The sequence below is a fragment of the Kitasatospora sp. NPDC002543 genome (genome assembly GCF_053594915.1).
Map to the genome: position 1 here is coordinate 123,875 of NZ_JBSFWR010000003.1, position 17,604 is coordinate 141,478.

The window sequence follows — 17,604 nt, forward strand, 5'->3', positions numbered from 1 at the left end:
GTCGGTGCCTCGTCCGTCGCGTCCGCTCAAGGGCGGATCCCGACGCCCGCGACCCCGGCTATCCGCTCGGGGTGCTCGCCGACCGTACCCGGCTGGTCCGGGCGCCACAGCGGCAGGTGGACCACGCCCGGCTCGACCAGCTCGAAGCCGGAGAACATCGCGGTGATCTGCTCGTGGGTGCGCATGGTCAGCGGGGTCGGCGTCCGCTGGTAGAGCTTCTGGTGGTCCTCCGCCTGGTCCGGGCGGCTCTCCAGGGCGGCGTGCGAGAGCACCAGCGCACTGCCGGGCGGGAGGGCGTCGCGGATCACCCCGATCAGCTTCCACGGGTCCTCGTCGTCGCTGACGAAGTGGGCGACGGCGACCAGCAGCACCGCCACGGGCTCGCCGGCCGCCAGCAGTTCGACGACCTCGGGGCGGGCCAGCAGGTCGGCGACGTCGCGCAGGTCGGCCTGGGCGACGGCGCTGGCGGGGTCGTCCTCCAGCAGCAGGCGGCTGTGCGCGACGGCGACGGGGTCGCGGTCCACGTAGACGACCTTCGTCTCGGGGCGGATCGCGCGGGCGATCTCGTGCACCGCTCCGAAGGTCGGGATGCCGGAGCCGATGTCCAGGAAGCGGGTGATGCCCCGCTCGGCGAGGAAGGTCACGGCGCGGCGCAGGAAGGCCCGGTTGGAGCGCATGATCTGCGGCAGCTCCGGCCACATGGCGATCGCCTTGCGCGCCATCTCCCGGTCGACCTCGAAGTTGTGCGAGCCCCCGAGGTAGTAGTCGTAGACCCGCGCGGCGTTCGGTTTGTCCAGGTCCGTACCCTCCGGTACCCAGCTCGGTCGCCGCATGCCTGTGACTCCTTCACTCCGGTTCTGGGGTTGCAGCGCCTTGGGAGAGCTGCCGTGACTGATGAGACTACAAGCACAGAAGATCCTCCCCCGCACCCCGAACGGGTGCAAGCGGAGGGCACCCGTCACGGTGGGCGGAGACCATCGGAACCCATCCCTCCGGTTCGACGCCCGCTACGGCGGCCAACTCGGGAACGGTCCAACGGCGTTAGCCCCCTGGGGCCGGTCTCGCCGGACTAGGGTGGGGCCGTGGACCCCAATCACTACCGGTTCCGGGGCGTCTGGCGGTTCCCCGCTCCGGCGTCCGCCGTGTACGCGGTGCTGGAGGACGTGCGGAGCTATCCGCTGTGGTGGCCGGAGATCCGCGAGGTCCGCCCGACCGGCGAGGACTCCGGGGACGTGGTGGTGCGCGCACTGCTGCCGTACCGGCTGGTGATCGGCCTGGTGGCGAGCCGGCGCGACCCGGCGGCCGGGGTGCTGGAGGTGGCCATGCGGGGTGACCTGACCGGGTGGTCGCGGTTCACGGTGACGCCGGACGCGGCAGGCCCGCCCGCCGCCGCATGCAGCCGGGTGCTGTTCGAGGAGGACACCCGGCCCGGCAAGCCCCTGCTGCGCCGTCTCGCCCTGCCCCTGCACCCGCTGTTCCGGGCCAACCACGCGGTGATGATGCACCGGGGGCGGCGGGGGCTCGCGGCGTACCTGGCGGGGCGGACGGCTGGCGACGGGGTGGCCGACGGCGGACGGGTGGCGGCGCACAGATGACGGACGACAGCTTTCAGCGAACAGATGACAGATTTCGAAATCTGTCACCTGTTCGCGACTCCCCCGACCTCGCCGCGGACCCCGGCCCCGCTCTCGATCCCGGCCCCGACCCCGACTTCGGCTTCGACTTCGGCTTCGACGCCCCCTTCGACCGCACCGGCACCGGCAGCAGCAAGTGGGCCCGGGCGGACGCCCCCGGGGTGATCCCGATGAGCCTCGCCGACATGGACCTGCCCGGCCCGCCCGCCGTCGCCGAGGCGCTGGAGCGACGCGCCCGCCACCGCGCGTACGGCTACACGGTGTGCGACCCGGCCGGCCGCGCGCTGGTGGCCGACTGGTACCGCACCCGGCACGGCGCCGCGGTGGACCCGGACTGGGTCCTCCTGCTGCCCTGCGGCCCGCGCACCGCGCTGCGCGTCCTGCTGGAGGCCGTACGGACGCGGGCCCCCGTCCTGTTCCCCACCCCCGACTGGGGCGGATTCGCCCAGCTCTGCCGCGCGGCCGGCCTCCCGTACCGCGAGCTGCCGCTCCGGCCGGGCCCGGACGGCTACCGGCTCCCTACCGGCCCGTTGCCCCGCCCCACCGGAGCCGTGCTGCTGAGCAACCCGCACAACCCCTCCGGCACGGTGTGGCCCACCGACTCGCTGCGGACCCTCGCCGCCTCGGCGGCCGAGAGCGGAGCCCTGCTGGTCTCGGACGAGGTGCACGGCGACCTCACCCACCCCGGCAGCGCCCATCCCGTCGCCGTCACCACCGCCGACCCGGCGCACCGGCCGCTCGTCGTCACCCTCAACTCCGTCGGCAAGACCTTCAACTGCTCCGGCATCCCCAGCAGTTTCGCGCTCGTGCCCGATCCCGGCCTGCGCGCCCGGTTCACGGAGGCGCTGGCCGGCTACGGCCTCTGGGAGGGCGGCCTGCTGGAGCAGACCGTGCAGCGGGCGGCGCTGCGCGAGGGCGGCCCCTGGCTGGACGCGCTGCTGACCCACCTGGCCGGCGCCCGCACCCGGCTGACCGACCGGCTCGGGCCCGCCGTCCGCTCCTCCCCGCGGGCCTCGTACCTGCTCTGGCTGGACGCCGTCGCGCTCGGCCTGCCGCCCGCCGACGCCCGCCGGGCGCTGCTGGCGCGCTGCGGCCTGGAGGCCTCCGACGGCGCCGAGTTCGGCCCCGGCGGCCGGGGCTCGCTGCGCCTGAACTACGCCCTGCCGGGGCCGGTCCTGGCGGCGGTGCTGGAGCGGCTCGAGCGCCTGTGACCCCGGCACATGCCCGGCGGGACGCGGCCCCGCGGCCCGGCCGCCCGTCGTCCGGAAACCCGTCCTCACCCGTTCGCCACAGGCCTGACCTGCGGGAACGAACGTTCACACGATTTTTGCGGAGCGCCCCCGCATGCTCCGTAGCAGACTGGGCAAAGTAGACCGGGCCGCAATCGTGATCCCGAGGATGGTGAGTCCGGTGATACCGGTATCCCGCACCACTCCGCCCGAACGGCAGAGCACGCCACCACCCCCGCCCGGGGTGACCCCGTTGACCGAATCGGGGGCGCGCAGCCATGTGTCGGGCGTCTGCTTCAAGATCGGACCGCCCCGTCTGGTGGGGGTGGAGGTCGAGTGGTTCGTCCATGACGACCGATGTCCCTCCCGGCCCGTACGGCCGGAACTGCTCCACGCCGCACTGGAGTCGCTGCCCCTCGGCGGCCCGGACGGCGCCTCGCTCCCCTCCGGTTCGCGCCTCACGCTCGAACCCGGCGGACAGGTCGAGCTCAGCTCCCCGCCCGCCACCGGCCTCCTGGCCTGCGTCGAGGACACCCGACGCGATCTGACCGCCCTGCGGGCCGCCTTCGCGGCGCAGGGCCTGCGCCTCACCGGCACCGGAACGGACCCCTTGGCCCGCCCCCGGCGGATGGTGCTGGACCACCCCCGCTACCTCGCGATGGAGCGCTTCTTCGACTCCGCGGGGCCCTGGGGCCGCATCATGATGACCGGCACCGCTTCGGTGCAGGTGTGCCTGGACGCCGGGGAGGCGGACGGCCCGCAGGCCGTCGAGCGCCGCTGGCGACTGGCCCACCGGCTGGGCCCGGTCCTGGTCGCCGCCTTCGCCAACTCCCCCACGTTGGACGGCCGTTCCACCGGCCATCGATCCACCCGGCAGGCCGTCTGGTCCCGGATGGATCCGACCCGAACGCTCGCCCCGGAGCCGGACCACGGCGACCCGCGGGAGGCCTGGGCGCAGTACGTGCTGGATGCCGAAGTGCTTTGCCTGCGAAGGCCCGAGGGCCTGCCCTGGACGGCACCGGCCGGCCTGACCTTCCGTGACTGGATCCGCGGCGCGGGCGAACGCCCGCCCACGCTCGACGACTTGGACTACCACCGCACCACCCTGTTCCCGCCCGTGCGCCCGCGCGGCCACCTGGAGCTGCGCATGATCGACGCCCAGCCCGGGGACGGCTGGGTGGTGGTCACCGCGCTGGTCACCGCGCTGCTGGACGACCCGAAGGCCGCCGACACCGCGCTGGCCGCCCTGGAGCCCCTGGAGTGCGCGGACGGACCGCGCCCACCGCGCAGCGAGGTGTGGCGCCGCGCCGCCACCCTGGCGATGGCCGACCCGGAGCTGCGCCGCGCCACCCTCACCTGCTTCGCCGCCGCCGACGCCGCGCTGGGCCGCCTGCCCGGTGCCGAGCGACTGCGCGTCGCCGTCGCCGAGTTCGCCGAACGCTACCCCGCGCGCGGCCGCTGCCCGGCCGACGACCAGCTGGACGCCCTGCGCTCCGGTGCCCGACGCACCCCCTCGGAGGAGGCGACACCATGACCGACGTCCGATCCCACGGCGGCACCGGGGCGGGCGGCGCGGACCGCACCGCGAACCGCACCACCGGTCCCGCCGCCGACAGCCCCACGACCGCCGGTCCCACCACCACCGGCCCCACCCGCGTCGACACGGACGCCGTCAGCACGGTCGCCGTCGACACGGACACCGTCAGCACGGACGCCGTCAGCACCGAGGCGCTGCGCGAGAGCATCGCCGCCGAACTGCTGGCCGCCCGCGCCCGCACCGCCGCGCTGACCGACTGCGTCGAGGACGGCGACCTCACCGCCCAGCACTCCCCGCTGATGTCCCCGCTGGTCTGGGACCTCGCGCACATCGGCAACCAGGAGGAACTCTGGCTGCTGCGCAACGTCGGCGGCCGCGACCCGATGCACCCCGAGATCGATCCGCTGTACGACGCCTTCCAGCACCCCCGCGCCGAGCGCCCCGGTCTGCCGCTGCTGCCGCCCGCCGAGGCCCGCGCCTACGCCCACGAGGTGCGCGGCCGGGTGCTGGACCTGCTCGCCGCCAGCCCGCTGGAGGGAGCGCCGCTGCTGGAGGCCGGGTTCGCGTTCGGGATGATCGCCCAGCACGAGCAGCAGCACGACGAGACGATGCTGATCACCCACCAGCTCCGCAGGGGCGAGCCGGCCCTGGCCGCTCCCCCGCCGCCGCCACCGCCCGCCGACGCGGCCCTCCTTCCGGCCGAAGTCCTCGTCCCGGCGGGCCCGTTCACCATGGGCACGGACACCGAGCCGTGGGCCCTGGACAACGAACGCCCGGCGCACACCGTCGACCTGCCGGCCTTCCTGCTGGACACGACCCCGGTCACCAACGCCGCCTACCTGCGCTTCATCGCGGACGGCGGCTACGACGAGCCGCGCTGGTGGACACCGGAGGGCTGGGAGCACCGCCGACGTGCCGGCCTGACCGCCCCGCTGTTCTGGCACCGCCAGGACGGCCAGTGGCTCCGCCGCCGCTTCGGCACGGTGGCGCCGGTCGAACCGGACGAGCCGGTGCTGCACGTCAGTTGGTACGAGGCCGACGCCTACGCCCGGTGGGCCGGGCGGCGGCTGCCGACCGAGGCGGAGTGGGAGAAGGCGGCCCGGCACGACCCGGCCACCGGCCGATCCCGCCGCTACCCCTGGGGCGACGGGCCGCCCGGCCCCGAGCACGCCAACCTCGGCCAGCGCCATCTGCGCCCGGCCGCGGCGGGCAGCTACCCGGCGGGACAGTCCCCCTACGGAGTACGGCAGTTGATCGGCGACGTGTGGGAGTGGACGGCCAGCGACTTCCACTCCTACCCGGGCTTCCGGGCCTGGCCGTACGACGAGTACTCGAAGGTGTTCTTCGGCCCCGAGCACAAGGTGCTGCGCGGCGGCTGCTTCGCGGTGGCACCGGTCGCCTGCCGGGGGACGTTCCGCAACTGGGACTACCCGATCCGACGGCAGATCTTCGCCGGGTTCCGCACCGCGCGCGACCTGGAGGATGCCTGATGTGTCGTCACATCGCTTATCTGGGAGAGCCGGTGGCGCCCCGGGAGCTGCTGGTCCACCCGCCGTTCGGGCTGTACCGGCAGTCCTGGGCGCCCCGGGTCCAGCAGTACGGCACGGTCAACGTGGACGGCTTCGGAATCGGCTGGTACGCGGACGGGGACGAGGTGCCCGCCCGCTACCGCCGGACCGGACCGGTCTGGGCGGACGAGACCTTCGCCGACCTCGCCCGGGTGGTCCGCACCCGGGCGCTGCTGGCCGCCGTCCGGTCCGCCACCGAGGGCTGCGCGCCGGGCGAGGGCGCGGCGGCGCCGTTCGCCGCCGAGCGATGGCTGTTCAGCCACAACGGCGTGGTGGCCGGCTGGCCCGGCAAGCTGGACGCACTGGCCGCCCTGCTGCCCCCGGCCGAGTTGCTGGAGCTGGAGGCCCGCACCGACTCGGCCCTGCTGTGGGCGCTCACCCTGCACCGCCTGCGGGCCGGCGCCGGGCTGGGCGAGGCGCTGGCGGGCACTGTCGCGGACGTCGCCGCGCACACCTCCGGCCGGCTCAACCTGCTGCTCACCGACGGCGCCGCGATCGGCGCGACGACCTGGGGCGACACCCTGTACCACCGCACCCTGCCGGGCCTCGGCACGGTGGTGGCCTCCGAGCCGTACGACGACGCGCCGGGCTGGACGCCCGTCCCGGACGGTTCGCTGCTGCTGGCGGACTCGCGCGGCGTCACCCTGAGCCGCCTCTCCGGCCGCGACTGACCCTTCACTCTCCCTTCATCTTCTGAACAGAGGAACCACCCTGTCATGGACACATTCGAACTCACCCGGCTGCTCCCCGCGGACCACTTCAGCACCGCGCTGCGCCACGACGTGCAGCACGGGCTGACCTCGCGGCCCAAGTGGCTGCCGCCCAAGTGGTTCTACGACGCGCGGGGCAGCGAGCTGTTCGAGGAGATCACCCGGCTGCCCGAGTACTACCCGACCCGCGCGGAGCGGGCCATCCTGACCGCCCGGGCCGGCGAGATCGCGGCCGCGACCGGGGCCCGCACCCTGGTCGAACTGGGCTCCGGCTCCTCCGAGAAGACCCGGCTGCTGCTGGACGCCCTGCGCGCGCTCGGCACCCTGGAGACGTACGTGCCGGTGGACGTCAGCGAGAGCGCGCTGACGGCGGCCGGCGGCGCGCTCGCCGCCGAGTACCCCGGACTGGCGGTGCACGGCGTGCTCGCCGACTTCACCGCCCGGCTCGGCCTCCCCCCGGAGGGCGGCCCCCGCCTGGTCGCCTTCCTCGGCGGCACCCTCGGCAACCTGCTGCCCCTGGAGCGCGCGGCCTTCCTGGCCGGCCTGCGCGCCGCCCTCGACCCGGGCGACTTCCTGCTGCTCGGCACCGACCTGGTCAAGGACCCGGCGGTGCTGGTCGCCGCCTACGACGACTCCGCCGGGGTGACCGCCGAGTTCAACCGGAACGTGCTGAACGTGCTCAACCGGGAGCTGGGCGCCGACTTCGACCCGGACGCCTTCGAGCACGTCGCGGTCTGGGACGCCGAACAGGAGTGGATCGAGATGCGGCTGCGTTCGCTGCGCGCGCAGTCCGTGAAGATCCCGGCGCTGGGCCTGCCGGTGGAATTCGCCCGGGGCGAGGAGCTGCGCACCGAGGTGTCGGCCAAGTTCCGCCGGGAGCGGGTGGCCGGGGAACTGGCGGCGGCGGGGCTGCGGCTGAGCCACTGGTGGACCGACCCGGAGGGCCGGTTCGGGCTCTCGCTGGCCTCGCCCGTCTGAGCACCGCGGCTGAGCGCCACACCCTGACGCCGCGGCGGGGCGCCACACCCGAGCGCCACGCTCAGGCACCGCGCCCGGGCACCGCGCCCGAACGCCACACCACGTCCACAGCCGGGCCCGCCCAATTTGCTTGTTCACCTTACGAATTCTCAGAGCGAAACTTGAGGTTCCCGGTGTACAAGACTTGAACATGTAGGGGTTACGATCTCGGCTACCGAGCTCAGCGTTGAGTACCAGGAGTCAGATCGTGAGCGTCACCCAGAAGCCCTCCGGGGCGGTCGAGGCCTCCGTGCCCGGCCGCCTCGGCTTCGTCGTCTTCATCACCGCGGCAGCGGCCCTCGGCGGCTTCCTGTTCGGCTACGACAGCTCCGTGATCAACGGCGCCGTCTCCGGGATCCAGGAGAAGTTCGGCGTCGGCAGCGGCGTGACCGGCCTGATCGTCTCCTCCGCCCTGCTGGGCTCGGCGGTCGGCGCCGCGGTCGCCGGCCGGTTCGCCGACCGGTACGGCCGCATCAAGGTCATGAAGGCGGGCGCGCTGCTGTTCGCGGTCAGCGCGGTCGGCTCGATGCTGCCGTTCTCCTCCTGGGACCTCGCCCTGTGGCGCGTCCTCGGCGGCGCGGCCATCGGCATCGCCTCGGTGATCGCCCCGACCTACATCGCCGAGGTCGCGCCGACCAGGTACCGGGGCCGGCTGGCCTCCTTCCAGCAGGCCGCGATCGTGCTCGGCATCGCGATATCCCAGCTGGTCAACTGGCTGCTGGCGCAGGCCGCCGGCGGTGACACCCGAGGCGGGCTGCTCGGTCTGGAGGCCTGGCAATGGATGCTCGGCATCTGCGTCGTGCCGGCCGCGGTCTACTTCGTGCTCGCCTCGATGATCCCCGAGTCCCCGCGCTACCTGATCCAGGCCGAGCGCCTGGACGAAGCCCGCAAGGTGCTCGTCCAGGTCGAGGGCGAGGGTGTGGACACCGACGCCCGGATCGCCGAGGTCCAGGGCCTGATCGCCTCCGACCACCGCCCGCGCTTCCGCGACCTGCTCGGCGGCCGCTTCGGCCTGCTCCCGATCGTCTGGGTCGGCATCGGCCTGTCGGTCTTCCAGCAGCTGGTCGGCATCAACGTGATCTTCTACTACTCGTCGATCCTCTGGCAGTCGGTCGGCATCGACCAGAGCAACTCCCTGCTGATCAGCTTCGTCGGCTCGGTGATCAACATCCTGGGCACCGTGATCGCGATCGTGCTGGTCGACCGGATCGGCCGCAAGCCGCTCGCCCTGATCGGCTCGGCGGGCATGGCGGTCGCGCTCGGCACGGCCGGCTGGGCCTTCTCCTCGGCCACCGGCAGCGGGGACAACCTCACCCTGCCCGACCTCCAGGGCACCGTCGCCCTGATCGCCGCCAACGCCTTCGTGCTGTTCTTCGCGATGTCCTGGGGCGTGGTCGTCTGGGTGATGCTCGGCGAGATGTTCCCGAACCGGATCCGTGCCGCCGCGCTCTCCGTCGCCGCCTCCGCGCAGTGGATCGCGAACTGGGTGATCACCGTCTCGTTCCCGTCCATGTCGCGCTGGAACCTGTCGGCGACGTACCTGATCTACGCCGCCTTCGCGGCGCTGTCCATCCTCTTCGTGGCGAGGTTCATGAAGGAGACCAAGGGCGTCCGGCTGGAGGACATGGGCTGATCCGCCCGTCGGACTCCCGGCCCCCGCACCCCCTGCGCTGAGCGCGACGGGGTGCGGGGGCCGAATCGTTTCCGCAGGACCGGAGCCGCCGTTCGGGGTTGCGCGAGGCGGAACGCGTCCCGGCAGAGCGGCCGGAGTGGACGGGGCAGGGCAAGGCAAGACGGGGCAGGACGGGACGAGAAGGTTCAGGACCGTTCGGCGAGCCGGGCGTAGCGCAGGGCGAGCCCGTCGAGCAGTGCCTCCAGCCCGGTCTCGAACGCCCCCTCGTCCACCGCCCCCCGGTGCCCGGCCAGCCGGTGCGCCTCGCCGAGGTGCGGGTAGTCGGCCGCGTCGTAGACCTCGGCGTCCGCCGGGAAGCCGGCCGCGAAGGAGGCCAGCGCCGAGCCGGTGACGAAGTAGCGCATCAACGCGCCGATCCTGGTCGCCTGGCCGCGCGGCCACCCGGAGTCGACCAGGTGGCCGAAGACGGCGTCGGCCAGGCGCAGCGCGTTCGGCCGCCGCCCGGGGCCCTGGGCGAGCACCGGGACGATGTTGGGGTGGGCGGCCAGCGCGGCGCGGTAGGAGCGGGCCCAGTCGCGCAGCGCCTCCGGCCAGGCTGCCTGACCGGGCTCCCCGGGAACCCTGGTCGTCCCGAAACTCCCCGAGGTCCCGAACATCGACAGGTCGACCTCGCCCATGACGCTGTCCACCACCGCGTCCAGCAGCTCGTCCTTGGTCGCGAAGTGGTTGTAGAGCGAGGGCCCGCTGACCGACAGCTCGGTGGCGAGTCGGCGGGTGGAGAGGGCGTCCAGACCCTCGTCGTCGATCAGCCGCAGCGCGGCGGCGACGATGCGCTCGCGGCTGAGCAGCGGGGTGCGTGGACGGGCCATCGCCTCGGGTGCCTCCGGTTCCTCCGGTCGGGTGTGCTGGGGACCGATTCTGGCAGGTGCCCCTTCCCAGCGCGGGCCGGGCGGGGCTACAGTCGCCCCGTAAAACTTGCAGCGCTAGTTTAATGGGGCCGGAGCCGGATTCCGAGCCCCGGACACCGGATTCGGGAGCCGCCGTGAACCTGGAGTTGTCCGAGGAGCAGAGCGCCGTCCGGGACCTCGCGGCCTCCTTCACCGACCGCGAGATCGTGCCGTACGCCGCCGAGTGGGACCGGGCCGAGTCTGTGGACCGCGCGATCATCGGCAAGCTGGCCGAGGTCGGCTTCCTCGGGCTGACCATCCCGGAGGAGTACGGCGGAAGCGGCGGCGACCACCTCGCGTACTGCCTCGTCCTGGAGGAGCTCGGACGCGGCGACTCGGCCGTGCGCGGGATCGTCTCGGTCTCGCTCGGCCTGGTCGGCAAGTCGGTCAACGCCTTCGGCACCGAGGAGCAGAAGCGCCACTGGCTCCCCCGGCTCACCTCGGGCGAGGCGCTCGCCTGCTTCGCCCTCACCGAGCCGGGCACCGGATCGGACGCCGCCAACCTCACCACCCGGGCCGTCCGGGCCGGCGAGGACTGGCTGATCAGCGGCGCCAAGACCTTCATCACCAACGGCACCTGGGCCGACGTCGCCCTGGTCTTCGCCCGCACCGGCGGCGACGCGCCCGAACTGCGGGGCCACCGGGGCATCACCGCGTTCCTGGTCCCCACCGACCTGCCCGGCTTCACCCGCACCGAGATCCACGGGAAGCTGGGCCTGCGCGGCCAGGCCACCGCCGCGCTCGCGCTCGAGGACGTCCGGGTGCCGGACAGCGCCCGGCTCGGCGAGGTCGGCAAGGGGTTCACGGTGGCGATGGCCGCACTGGCCAAGGGCCGGATGTCGGTGGCGGCCGGCTGCGTCGGCATCGCCCGGGCCTGCCTGGAGGCCGCCGTGCGCTACGCGGGCGAGCGCGAGCAGTTCGGAAAACCGATCGCCTCGCACCAGCTCGTCCAGGAGCTGCTGGCCGGCATCGCCGTGGACGTCGAGGCGGCCCGGCTGCTCACCTGGAAGGTCGCCGACCACATCGAGCGCGGACTGCCGTTCGCCACCGAGTCCTCCGTCGCCAAGCTGTACGCCGGCGAGGCCGCCGTCCGGGCCGCCAACAACGCGCTCCAGGTCTTCGGAGGCTACGGCTTCATCGACGAGTACCCGGTCGGCAAGTACCTGCGCGACGCGCGGGTGATGACCCTCTACGAGGGCACCAGCCAGATCCACCAGCTGCTCATCGGACGTGCCCTCACCGGCATCAACGCCTTCTGACGCCCCCGGCACCGACCAGCCCCGCCACCCGACAAGGAGCCCGACGACGTGCGTCCCGTCTACTTCGCCGCCGCCCGCCGCACACCCATCGGCCGGCTGCGCGGTGCGCTCGCCACGGTCCGCCCTGACGACCTCTCGGCCACCGTGCTGCGCGCCCTGCTCGCCGACGTACCCGCGCTCGACCCGGCCCGGATCGACGACGTCTACTGGGGCGCCGCCAACCAGGCCGGCGAGGACAACCGCAACGCCGCCCGGATGGCCGTGCTGCTGGCCGGCCTCCCGGAGACCGTCCCCGGAGCCACCGTCAACCGCCTCTGCGCCTCCGGGCTGGAAGCCGTCACCCTCGCCGCCCGGGCCATCGGCTCCGGCGAGGCGGACGTCGTGCTGGCCGGCGGCTGCGAGTCGATGACCCGCGCACCCTTCGTCCTCCCCCGCCCCGACGAGGCGCTGCCGCACCGGATGGAGACCTTCGACACCCGGCTCGGCTGGCGGCTCACCAACCCCCGGATGGCCGAACTGCACGGCGTGCTCAGCATGGGCGAGACCGCCGAGGAGGTGGCCACCCGGTACGGCATCGACCGCGAGCGCCAGGACGCCTTCGCGCTGCGCAGCCACCAGCGGGCCGGCGCCGCCCGCAAGGACGGTCACTTCGACGCCGAACTCGTCCCGGTCGAGCGGCCGGACGGGGTGACGGTGGGCCGGGACGAAAGCATCCGCGAGGACACCAGCCTGGCCAAGCTCGCCGGTCTCAAGCCGGTGTTCCGCACCGGGGGCACGGTCACCGCCGGGAACGCCTCGCCGATGAACGACGGCGCGTCCGGGCTGCTCCTGGTCGGTGAGGAGGCGCTGCGCGACCTCGGGCTCCGGCCGCTCGGCCGGTACGTGGCCGGCGCCTCCGCCGGCGTGCACCCGGACGTCATGGGCATCGGTCCGGTGCCGGCCACCGCGAAGGTGCTCGCGCGGGCCGGCTGGACGCTCGCCGACCTGGACACCGCCGAACTGAACGAGGCCTTCGCCGCCCAGGCACTCGCCTCCGCCGACGGCATCGGGTTCAGCCCGGAGCAGGCCGAGGAGGTGGTCAACCCCAGCGGTGGGGCGATCGCGCTCGGTCACCCCCTGGGCGGCTCCGGCGCCCGCATCCTCACCACCCTGCTGCACCGGATGCGCCGTACCGGCGCCCGGCGTGGTCTGGCCACCATGTGCGTGGGCGTCGGGCAGGGCACGGCCGTCCTGGTCGAGAACGACTGACACCGGCGGAGTCCGGAACCGGCGACGTCCGGCATCGGCGACGTTCGGCATCGGCGGCATGCGTGACCTGCGAGGTTCGTGACGGACGAGGTTCGTGACGGGCGCTCGCCGTCTGCTTGATCCACACTACCGAGGAGTTCACATGACGCGGTTCGCGGGCAAGGTCGCCGTGGTGACCGGCGCGGCGCAGGGCATTGGGGCGGCCACCGCCCGCCGGCTGGCGGAGGAGGGCGCGGCGGTCGCCGTCGTCGACCTCACCGCCGAGCGGGCGGCCGGGACGGTCGCCGAGATCACCGGCAAGGGCGGCACCGCCCGGGCGTACGGCTGCGACGTCGCCGACTACGACGCCGTGGAAGCGGTGTTCGCGCAGGTCGCGGCGGACCTCGGCGGGGTGCACATCCTGGTCAACAACGCCGGGATCACGCGGGACAACCTGTTCTTCAAGATGCCCAAGTCCGACTGGGACGCGGTGCTGACGGTCAACCTGACCAGTGCGTACAACTGCAGCCACGTCGCGCAGAAGTACATGGTGGCGCAGAAGTACGGGAAGATCGTCTCGCTCAGCTCCCGCTCCGCCCTCGGCAACCGGGGCCAGGCCAACTACGCCGCCGCCAAGGCCGGCATCCAGGGCCTCACCGCGACCCTGGCGATCGAGCTGGGGCCGTTCAACATCAACGTGAACGCCGTCGCGCCCGGGTACATCGCCACCCCGATGACCGCGTCCACCGCCGAGCGGGTCGGCAGCAGCGCCGAGGAGCACCAGGCCGAGGTCGCCGCCCGGACGCCGCTGCGCCGGGTCGGACAGCCCGAGGAGATCGCCTCGGTCGTCGCCTTCCTGGCCAGCGAGGAGGCCTCGTACGTCAGCGGTCAGACCCTGTACGTCAACGGCGGGGCCCGCTAGAGCCCGGCTGACGTGTCATCACATGGTCGTCCCAGGTGGGAGGTTACTTTCCCCTGGGACGACCTTTACCTTTTCGCGTGGCCGAGCATGACCATGCCCTTGATCATATGACCCCACCAAATGACTATGGCATGATCATGCGGCACTCGATGGGATGGCCGGACCGACCCGACCGGACATGGTCGGGCCCTGCGTCCCAAGGAGTCCCATGGGCAGCCCCGCCACCCTCCGCCGCGCCCTGGCTCTGCTCGCCGTGGGGGCCACCGCCCTCACGGCCGGCACCGTCGCCGTACCGGCCGCCGGCACCGCGATCGCCGCCCCCACGCACGACCTCGCGGGCGTCCACGTCCGCCCCACCTCCTTCGGGCACCACAACGCCCAGGGCCGCCCCGCCCCGCTGAGCACCACCCAGTGCGTCAGCCAGGTCGGCATCCACTGCTACTCGCCGCTGCAGTACCGGACCGCCTACAACCTGGACCCGCTGTACCAGGAGGGCATCACCGGCAAGGGCCGCACGATCGTCATCGTCGACTCCTTCGGTTCGCCGACCATCCAGCACGACCTGGAGGTCTTCGACAAGCAGTGGGGCATCCCGGACACCAACGTCGAGGTGGTCAAGTGGGGCAACGTCCCCACCTGGGACCCGAAGAACCCCGACCACACCGGTTGGGCCGGCGAGACCACCCTGGACGTCGAGTACGCCCACGCGATCGCCCCCGACGCGCACATCATCCTGGTCGAGACCGGCGTCGCCGAGACCGAGGGCACCACCGGCCTGCCCGAGATGATGGACGCCGAGAAGGCCCTCATCAAGGCCGGCCGCGCCGACGTCATCTCGCAGAGCTTCGGCGCCACCGAGAACACCTTCCCCGGGTACGACAAGGGCGACTTCAAGTCGCTCACCGACCTGCGCTACGCCTTCCAGGCCGCCGCCGACCACAACGTGACGGTGCTCGCGGCCTCCGGCGACAACGGTGCCACCGACGCGCAGGAGAACGGCAGCGACCTGTACCCGTACAAGGTCAACTCCTGGCCGTCCTCGGACCCGCTGGTCACCTCCATCGGCGGCACCCAGCTCACCCTGGACGACTCCGGCAACCGCACCGCGCCCGACAAGGTGTGGCACGACAAGTCCGGCGCCGGCGGCGGTGGCGTCTCGGGCGTCTTCGAGCGCCCGTGGTACCAGACCGGCGTCGCCAACGTCACCGGCAACCACCGCGGCACCCCGGACATCAGCATGAGCGCGGCCGTGGACGGCGCCGCCTGGACCTACGAGTCCTACGACCCGACCTCCGTCGGCTGGCACCTCACCGGCGGCACCAGCGAGGCCACCCCGCTGTTCTCGGGCGTCGTCGCGCTCGCCGACCAGCTCGCCGGCCACCGCCTCGGCCAGCTCAACTGGCGCCTGTACGGCATGAACCTGCTGCCGAGCAAGTGGAGCGGCATCGTGGACGTCAAGCAGGGCGACAACGGCTGGGGCGGCGTCACCGGCTACAACGCCACCGAGGGCTACGACCTCGCCAGCGGCCTGGGCACCATCGACGGCACGAAGTTCGTGCACGCGGTCGCCGGTCGGTGAACGGGCGGCTCACCGGGTGGTGAGTGACGGGTGACGAACGACAGCGAACAGCTGACAGATTTCGAAATCTGTCAGCTGTTCGCTGTTCGCTGTTATCTGTTTGCCGTCAGCTGTTCGCCGTCATCTGTTCGCCGCTACCTGTCTGCTGTCGCCTGTCAGCCGGTGGCGGCCAGCTGGGCAAGGTAGCGCTCGGCGGCGCGGAGCTTGCGACCGTCGGGGCCCGGAAGGTAGGCGCGCAGTTCGATGATCTCCGGGGCGATCCGGATGGCCTCCGCACGATCGGTGATCGCACGCCAGCAGGCCTCGGCGTTGGTGGCCGCCCGCTGGGTCTCCGTGTGGTCCGGGCCCTGCGAGCGGAGCAGCGTCAGCGCCACCTCGCGGTAGATGTCCGCGGCCTCCGCCGACCGGCCCGCGAGCCGGCAGACGTGCGCCCGCACCTGCCGGACCTGCAGCACCGGCTCGGAGACGGCACCGTGCTCGGCGATCGCCTCCAGTTCGAGGGCGAAGGCCAGGTCGGTGGCGGCGGCGTGGTCCCCGGCGTCGGCGCTGCGGACGATCCGTCCGATGACCTCCCGGTAGTCCGCGCGGGGAGCAGGAGCCGCAACCGCCTTGTCGGTGGGAGCGGCGTCGCCCGGCACCTGGTCGGCGGGTGCACCGTCGGTCGGCACGGCGTCGGCCGGTGCCTCGTCGTCGGGCGCACCGTCGGTCCGCACCTCGTCGACAGGGGTCCGCTCGGCGGGCGCCTCGTCCGCCGGCTCGGGCTCCGCCGGGACGGCCTCCCTGGGCTCCTCCGCCGCCTCGGGCGCCTCCTCGACCTCGAGCGTCTCCTCGGTGGCGTCCTCCGTCGCGGCGTCCTCCGTCTCGGTGTCCTCCGCCGCGGCCTCGCCCGCCTCCGTGCCGGTCTCGGCGCTCGGCTCCGCGTCCGGCTCCTCGGCCGCCGCGTCGCTCGCGGCCTCGGCCGTCTCCACCACGGTCTCGGGGGCCACCACGGCTTGGGTCGGCGGCAGTTCGGGCTCGGTGACGGTGCCGCCCGCGGGCTCGGTGACGGTGCCGCCCGCGGGCTCCGGCCGGGACTTGAGGAGCGTGACGCCCGTGGAGGGCGCGCCGTCCTCGGGTGCCGCGTCGACCGGGGCGGGCTTGCGCAGGGTCACGCCCGGGGCCTCGACCGATTCGCCCGCCTTCAGCAGGCTGACCGGTCGGGCCGGCCGCGGCGGGGTCGGCGGCACGCCCGGCTTGACGAGGCTGACCGGTCCGCCCGCGGCCACCGGCGACACGGCCGACCGGCCGGGCACCGCCGAGGCCGAGGCCTGCCGCTCGGCAACGGCGTCCCGGGGCTCCGTCGAAGTCGAACGCGGCAGCGGCGGCATCGGGGCCGGTGCCGGCAGCACGTCGGAGGCGGTCGGCAGCGGCGGCACCTCGGCCGGCAGGCCCTCGCCACGACGGGCGGTGTTGCGGAAGAACGGACGGTCCGGGGCGTGCGTGGCCAGGATGACCACGTCCGGCCGCAGCACCGAGTACACCTGCTGCCGCAGCTGCTCGGGCGCGAGCACGTCGCCCGCACCGGGTCGGCCGCCGTGCAGGGCCTCGATCAGGGCTCGCGTGAAGGTGCCGATCTGCTCCGGGTCCGGGCTGACCACCGCCCACAGCGGAATCCCCTCGCTGAGCGGCGAGACGGTGCCCTGGAGGTACGGCCAGGCGTTCTGGTCGGCGCTCAGGTCGGCGATGACGAGGGTCTGCCACTCGGCCGGACGGTGGCTCAGCTCGGCGGCGACGGCCTGCCAGGGGAGGCCGTCCTGCTTGGCGTCGCGCAGGGTCAGCTGGAGCTGCCCGCCGCGCTTGTCGGCGACGACGTGGCCGCCCAGGTGGATCAGCAGCGGTCCGGGGTGCCGGGAGGCGGCCCGCAGGTGGGCGAGGACGGTGTGCGGGTCGCCGGCGCCGGGGAGGTGGACGGCGTCCACCGCGTCCGCGGCGAGCAGCACCTGCGGCGAGACGGCGGCGAGCATCGCCGAGAGCACGGGTGCCTGGGTCGGTCCGCCGCGGCCCCAGGTGCGGCGGCCGGAGTTGCCGTAGCCGCCCTCGATCACCAGGATCCGTCCGCGCGGCGCCGCGCCGAGCCCGCCCGCGCCGACGGGGGCGCTGCCGCCGGGAGCCGCGCTCTGGACCGGGAACGGCGGTGGGGTCTCCGAGGGAGCGGCTCCGGCGGCGGGCAGACCGGTGAGGGTCCATCCGGTGGGCGGAACGGGGGGTGCGACCGGGGGCGCGGGCGGCGGCATGGGTGCCTGCCCGACCGGCTGCACGCCCGTCCGGGCGCTCCCCTGCCCGCCCGCCCCGGGAGCCGGAGC

General features: G+C 73.6%; 14 protein-coding genes. 11 read left to right on the top strand and 3 right to left on the bottom strand.

Annotated features, from left to right (window positions below):
• Window positions 1-26: 26 nt before the first annotated feature.
• A complete protein-coding gene (locus ACWD4P_RS02585) occupies window positions 27-833 on the bottom strand; it encodes an SAM-dependent methyltransferase (protein ID WP_359827096.1) in 807 nt (268 codons plus the stop codon).
• 249 nt (window positions 834-1,082) lie between these two features.
• Here ACWD4P_RS02585 and ACWD4P_RS02590 point away from each other — a divergent pair, with 249 nt between their 5' ends.
• The 7 genes from ACWD4P_RS02590 to ACWD4P_RS02620 all read left to right on the top strand — a co-directional run bounded on the left by ACWD4P_RS02590 (window position 1,083) and on the right by ACWD4P_RS02620 (window position 9,328).
• Window positions 1,083-1,595 carry an SRPBCC family protein gene (locus ACWD4P_RS02590; protein WP_449778303.1) on the top strand — a complete coding sequence of 171 codons (513 nt, stop codon included), beginning with the start codon at window positions 1,083-1,085 and terminating at the stop codon, window positions 1,593-1,595.
• Window positions 1,592-2,845: a MalY/PatB family protein gene (locus ACWD4P_RS02595; RefSeq protein ID WP_449778304.1), complete on the top strand. Its 1,254-nt coding sequence runs from the start codon at window positions 1,592-1,594 to the stop codon at window positions 2,843-2,845. Before ACWD4P_RS02590 ends, ACWD4P_RS02595 begins: the two co-directional genes overlap by 4 nt.
• A 271-nt stretch (window positions 2,846-3,116) precedes the next feature.
• Window positions 3,117-4,397, top strand: coding sequence for an ergothioneine biosynthesis glutamate--cysteine ligase EgtA (gene egtA / locus ACWD4P_RS02600; protein ID WP_449778305.1), 1,281 nt, complete (start codon window positions 3,117-3,119; stop codon window positions 4,395-4,397).
• The gene (egtB, locus tag ACWD4P_RS02605; RefSeq protein ID WP_449778306.1) at window positions 4,394-5,890 is read left to right on the top strand and encodes an ergothioneine biosynthesis protein EgtB; all 1,497 of its coding nucleotides are present in this window, start codon (window positions 4,394-4,396) and stop codon (window positions 5,888-5,890) included. Before egtA ends, egtB begins: the two co-directional genes overlap by 4 nt.
• Entirely contained in the window at window positions 5,890-6,639 is a 750-nt protein-coding gene (gene egtC, locus ACWD4P_RS02610) for an ergothioneine biosynthesis protein EgtC (protein ID WP_449778307.1), read from the top strand. Before egtB ends, egtC begins: the two co-directional genes overlap by 1 nt.
• A gap of 45 nt (window positions 6,640-6,684) precedes the next feature.
• On the top strand, window positions 6,685-7,656 hold the full coding sequence (gene egtD, locus ACWD4P_RS02615) for an L-histidine N(alpha)-methyltransferase (protein WP_449778308.1): 972 nt from the start codon (window positions 6,685-6,687) through the stop codon (window positions 7,654-7,656).
• A gap of 244 nt (window positions 7,657-7,900) precedes the next feature.
• Window positions 7,901-9,328 (top strand): sugar porter family MFS transporter, encoded by a 1,428-nt coding sequence (locus ACWD4P_RS02620; RefSeq protein ID WP_449778364.1) that lies wholly within the window; start codon window positions 7,901-7,903, stop codon window positions 9,326-9,328.
• 185 nt (window positions 9,329-9,513) lie between these two features.
• On the opposite strand, the gene ACWD4P_RS02625 is transcribed toward ACWD4P_RS02620, so the two are convergent.
• Window positions 9,514-10,197, bottom strand: coding sequence for a TetR/AcrR family transcriptional regulator (locus tag ACWD4P_RS02625; RefSeq protein WP_449778309.1), 684 nt, complete (start codon window positions 10,195-10,197; stop codon window positions 9,514-9,516).
• 173 nt (window positions 10,198-10,370) lie between these two features.
• Between ACWD4P_RS02625 and ACWD4P_RS02630 the strand changes: the two genes are divergently transcribed.
• The 4 genes from ACWD4P_RS02630 (at window position 10,371) to ACWD4P_RS02645 (ending at window position 15,262) form a co-directional block, all read left to right on the top strand.
• Window positions 10,371-11,534, top strand: coding sequence for an acyl-CoA dehydrogenase family protein (locus tag ACWD4P_RS02630; RefSeq protein WP_449778310.1), 1,164 nt, complete (start codon window positions 10,371-10,373; stop codon window positions 11,532-11,534).
• Between the two features lie 48 nt (window positions 11,535-11,582).
• On the top strand, window positions 11,583-12,782 hold the full coding sequence (locus ACWD4P_RS02635; RefSeq protein WP_449778311.1) for a thiolase family protein: 1,200 nt from the start codon (window positions 11,583-11,585) through the stop codon (window positions 12,780-12,782).
• A 142-nt stretch (window positions 12,783-12,924) separates the two neighbouring features.
• Window positions 12,925-13,683 (top strand): 3-oxoacyl-ACP reductase FabG, encoded by a 759-nt coding sequence (gene fabG / locus ACWD4P_RS02640; protein WP_449778312.1) that lies wholly within the window; start codon window positions 12,925-12,927, stop codon window positions 13,681-13,683.
• 208 nt (window positions 13,684-13,891) lie between these two features.
• A complete protein-coding gene (locus ACWD4P_RS02645) occupies window positions 13,892-15,262 on the top strand; it encodes a S53 family peptidase (RefSeq protein ID WP_449778313.1) in 1,371 nt (456 codons plus the stop codon).
• A 155-nt stretch (window positions 15,263-15,417) separates the two neighbouring features.
• On the opposite strand, the gene ACWD4P_RS02650 is transcribed toward ACWD4P_RS02645, so the two are convergent.
• Window positions 15,418-17,535, bottom strand: a complete 2,118-nt coding sequence (locus tag ACWD4P_RS02650; RefSeq protein ID WP_449778314.1) for a hypothetical protein — start codon at window positions 17,533-17,535, stop codon at window positions 15,418-15,420.
• Window positions 17,536-17,604 lie beyond the last annotated feature (69 nt).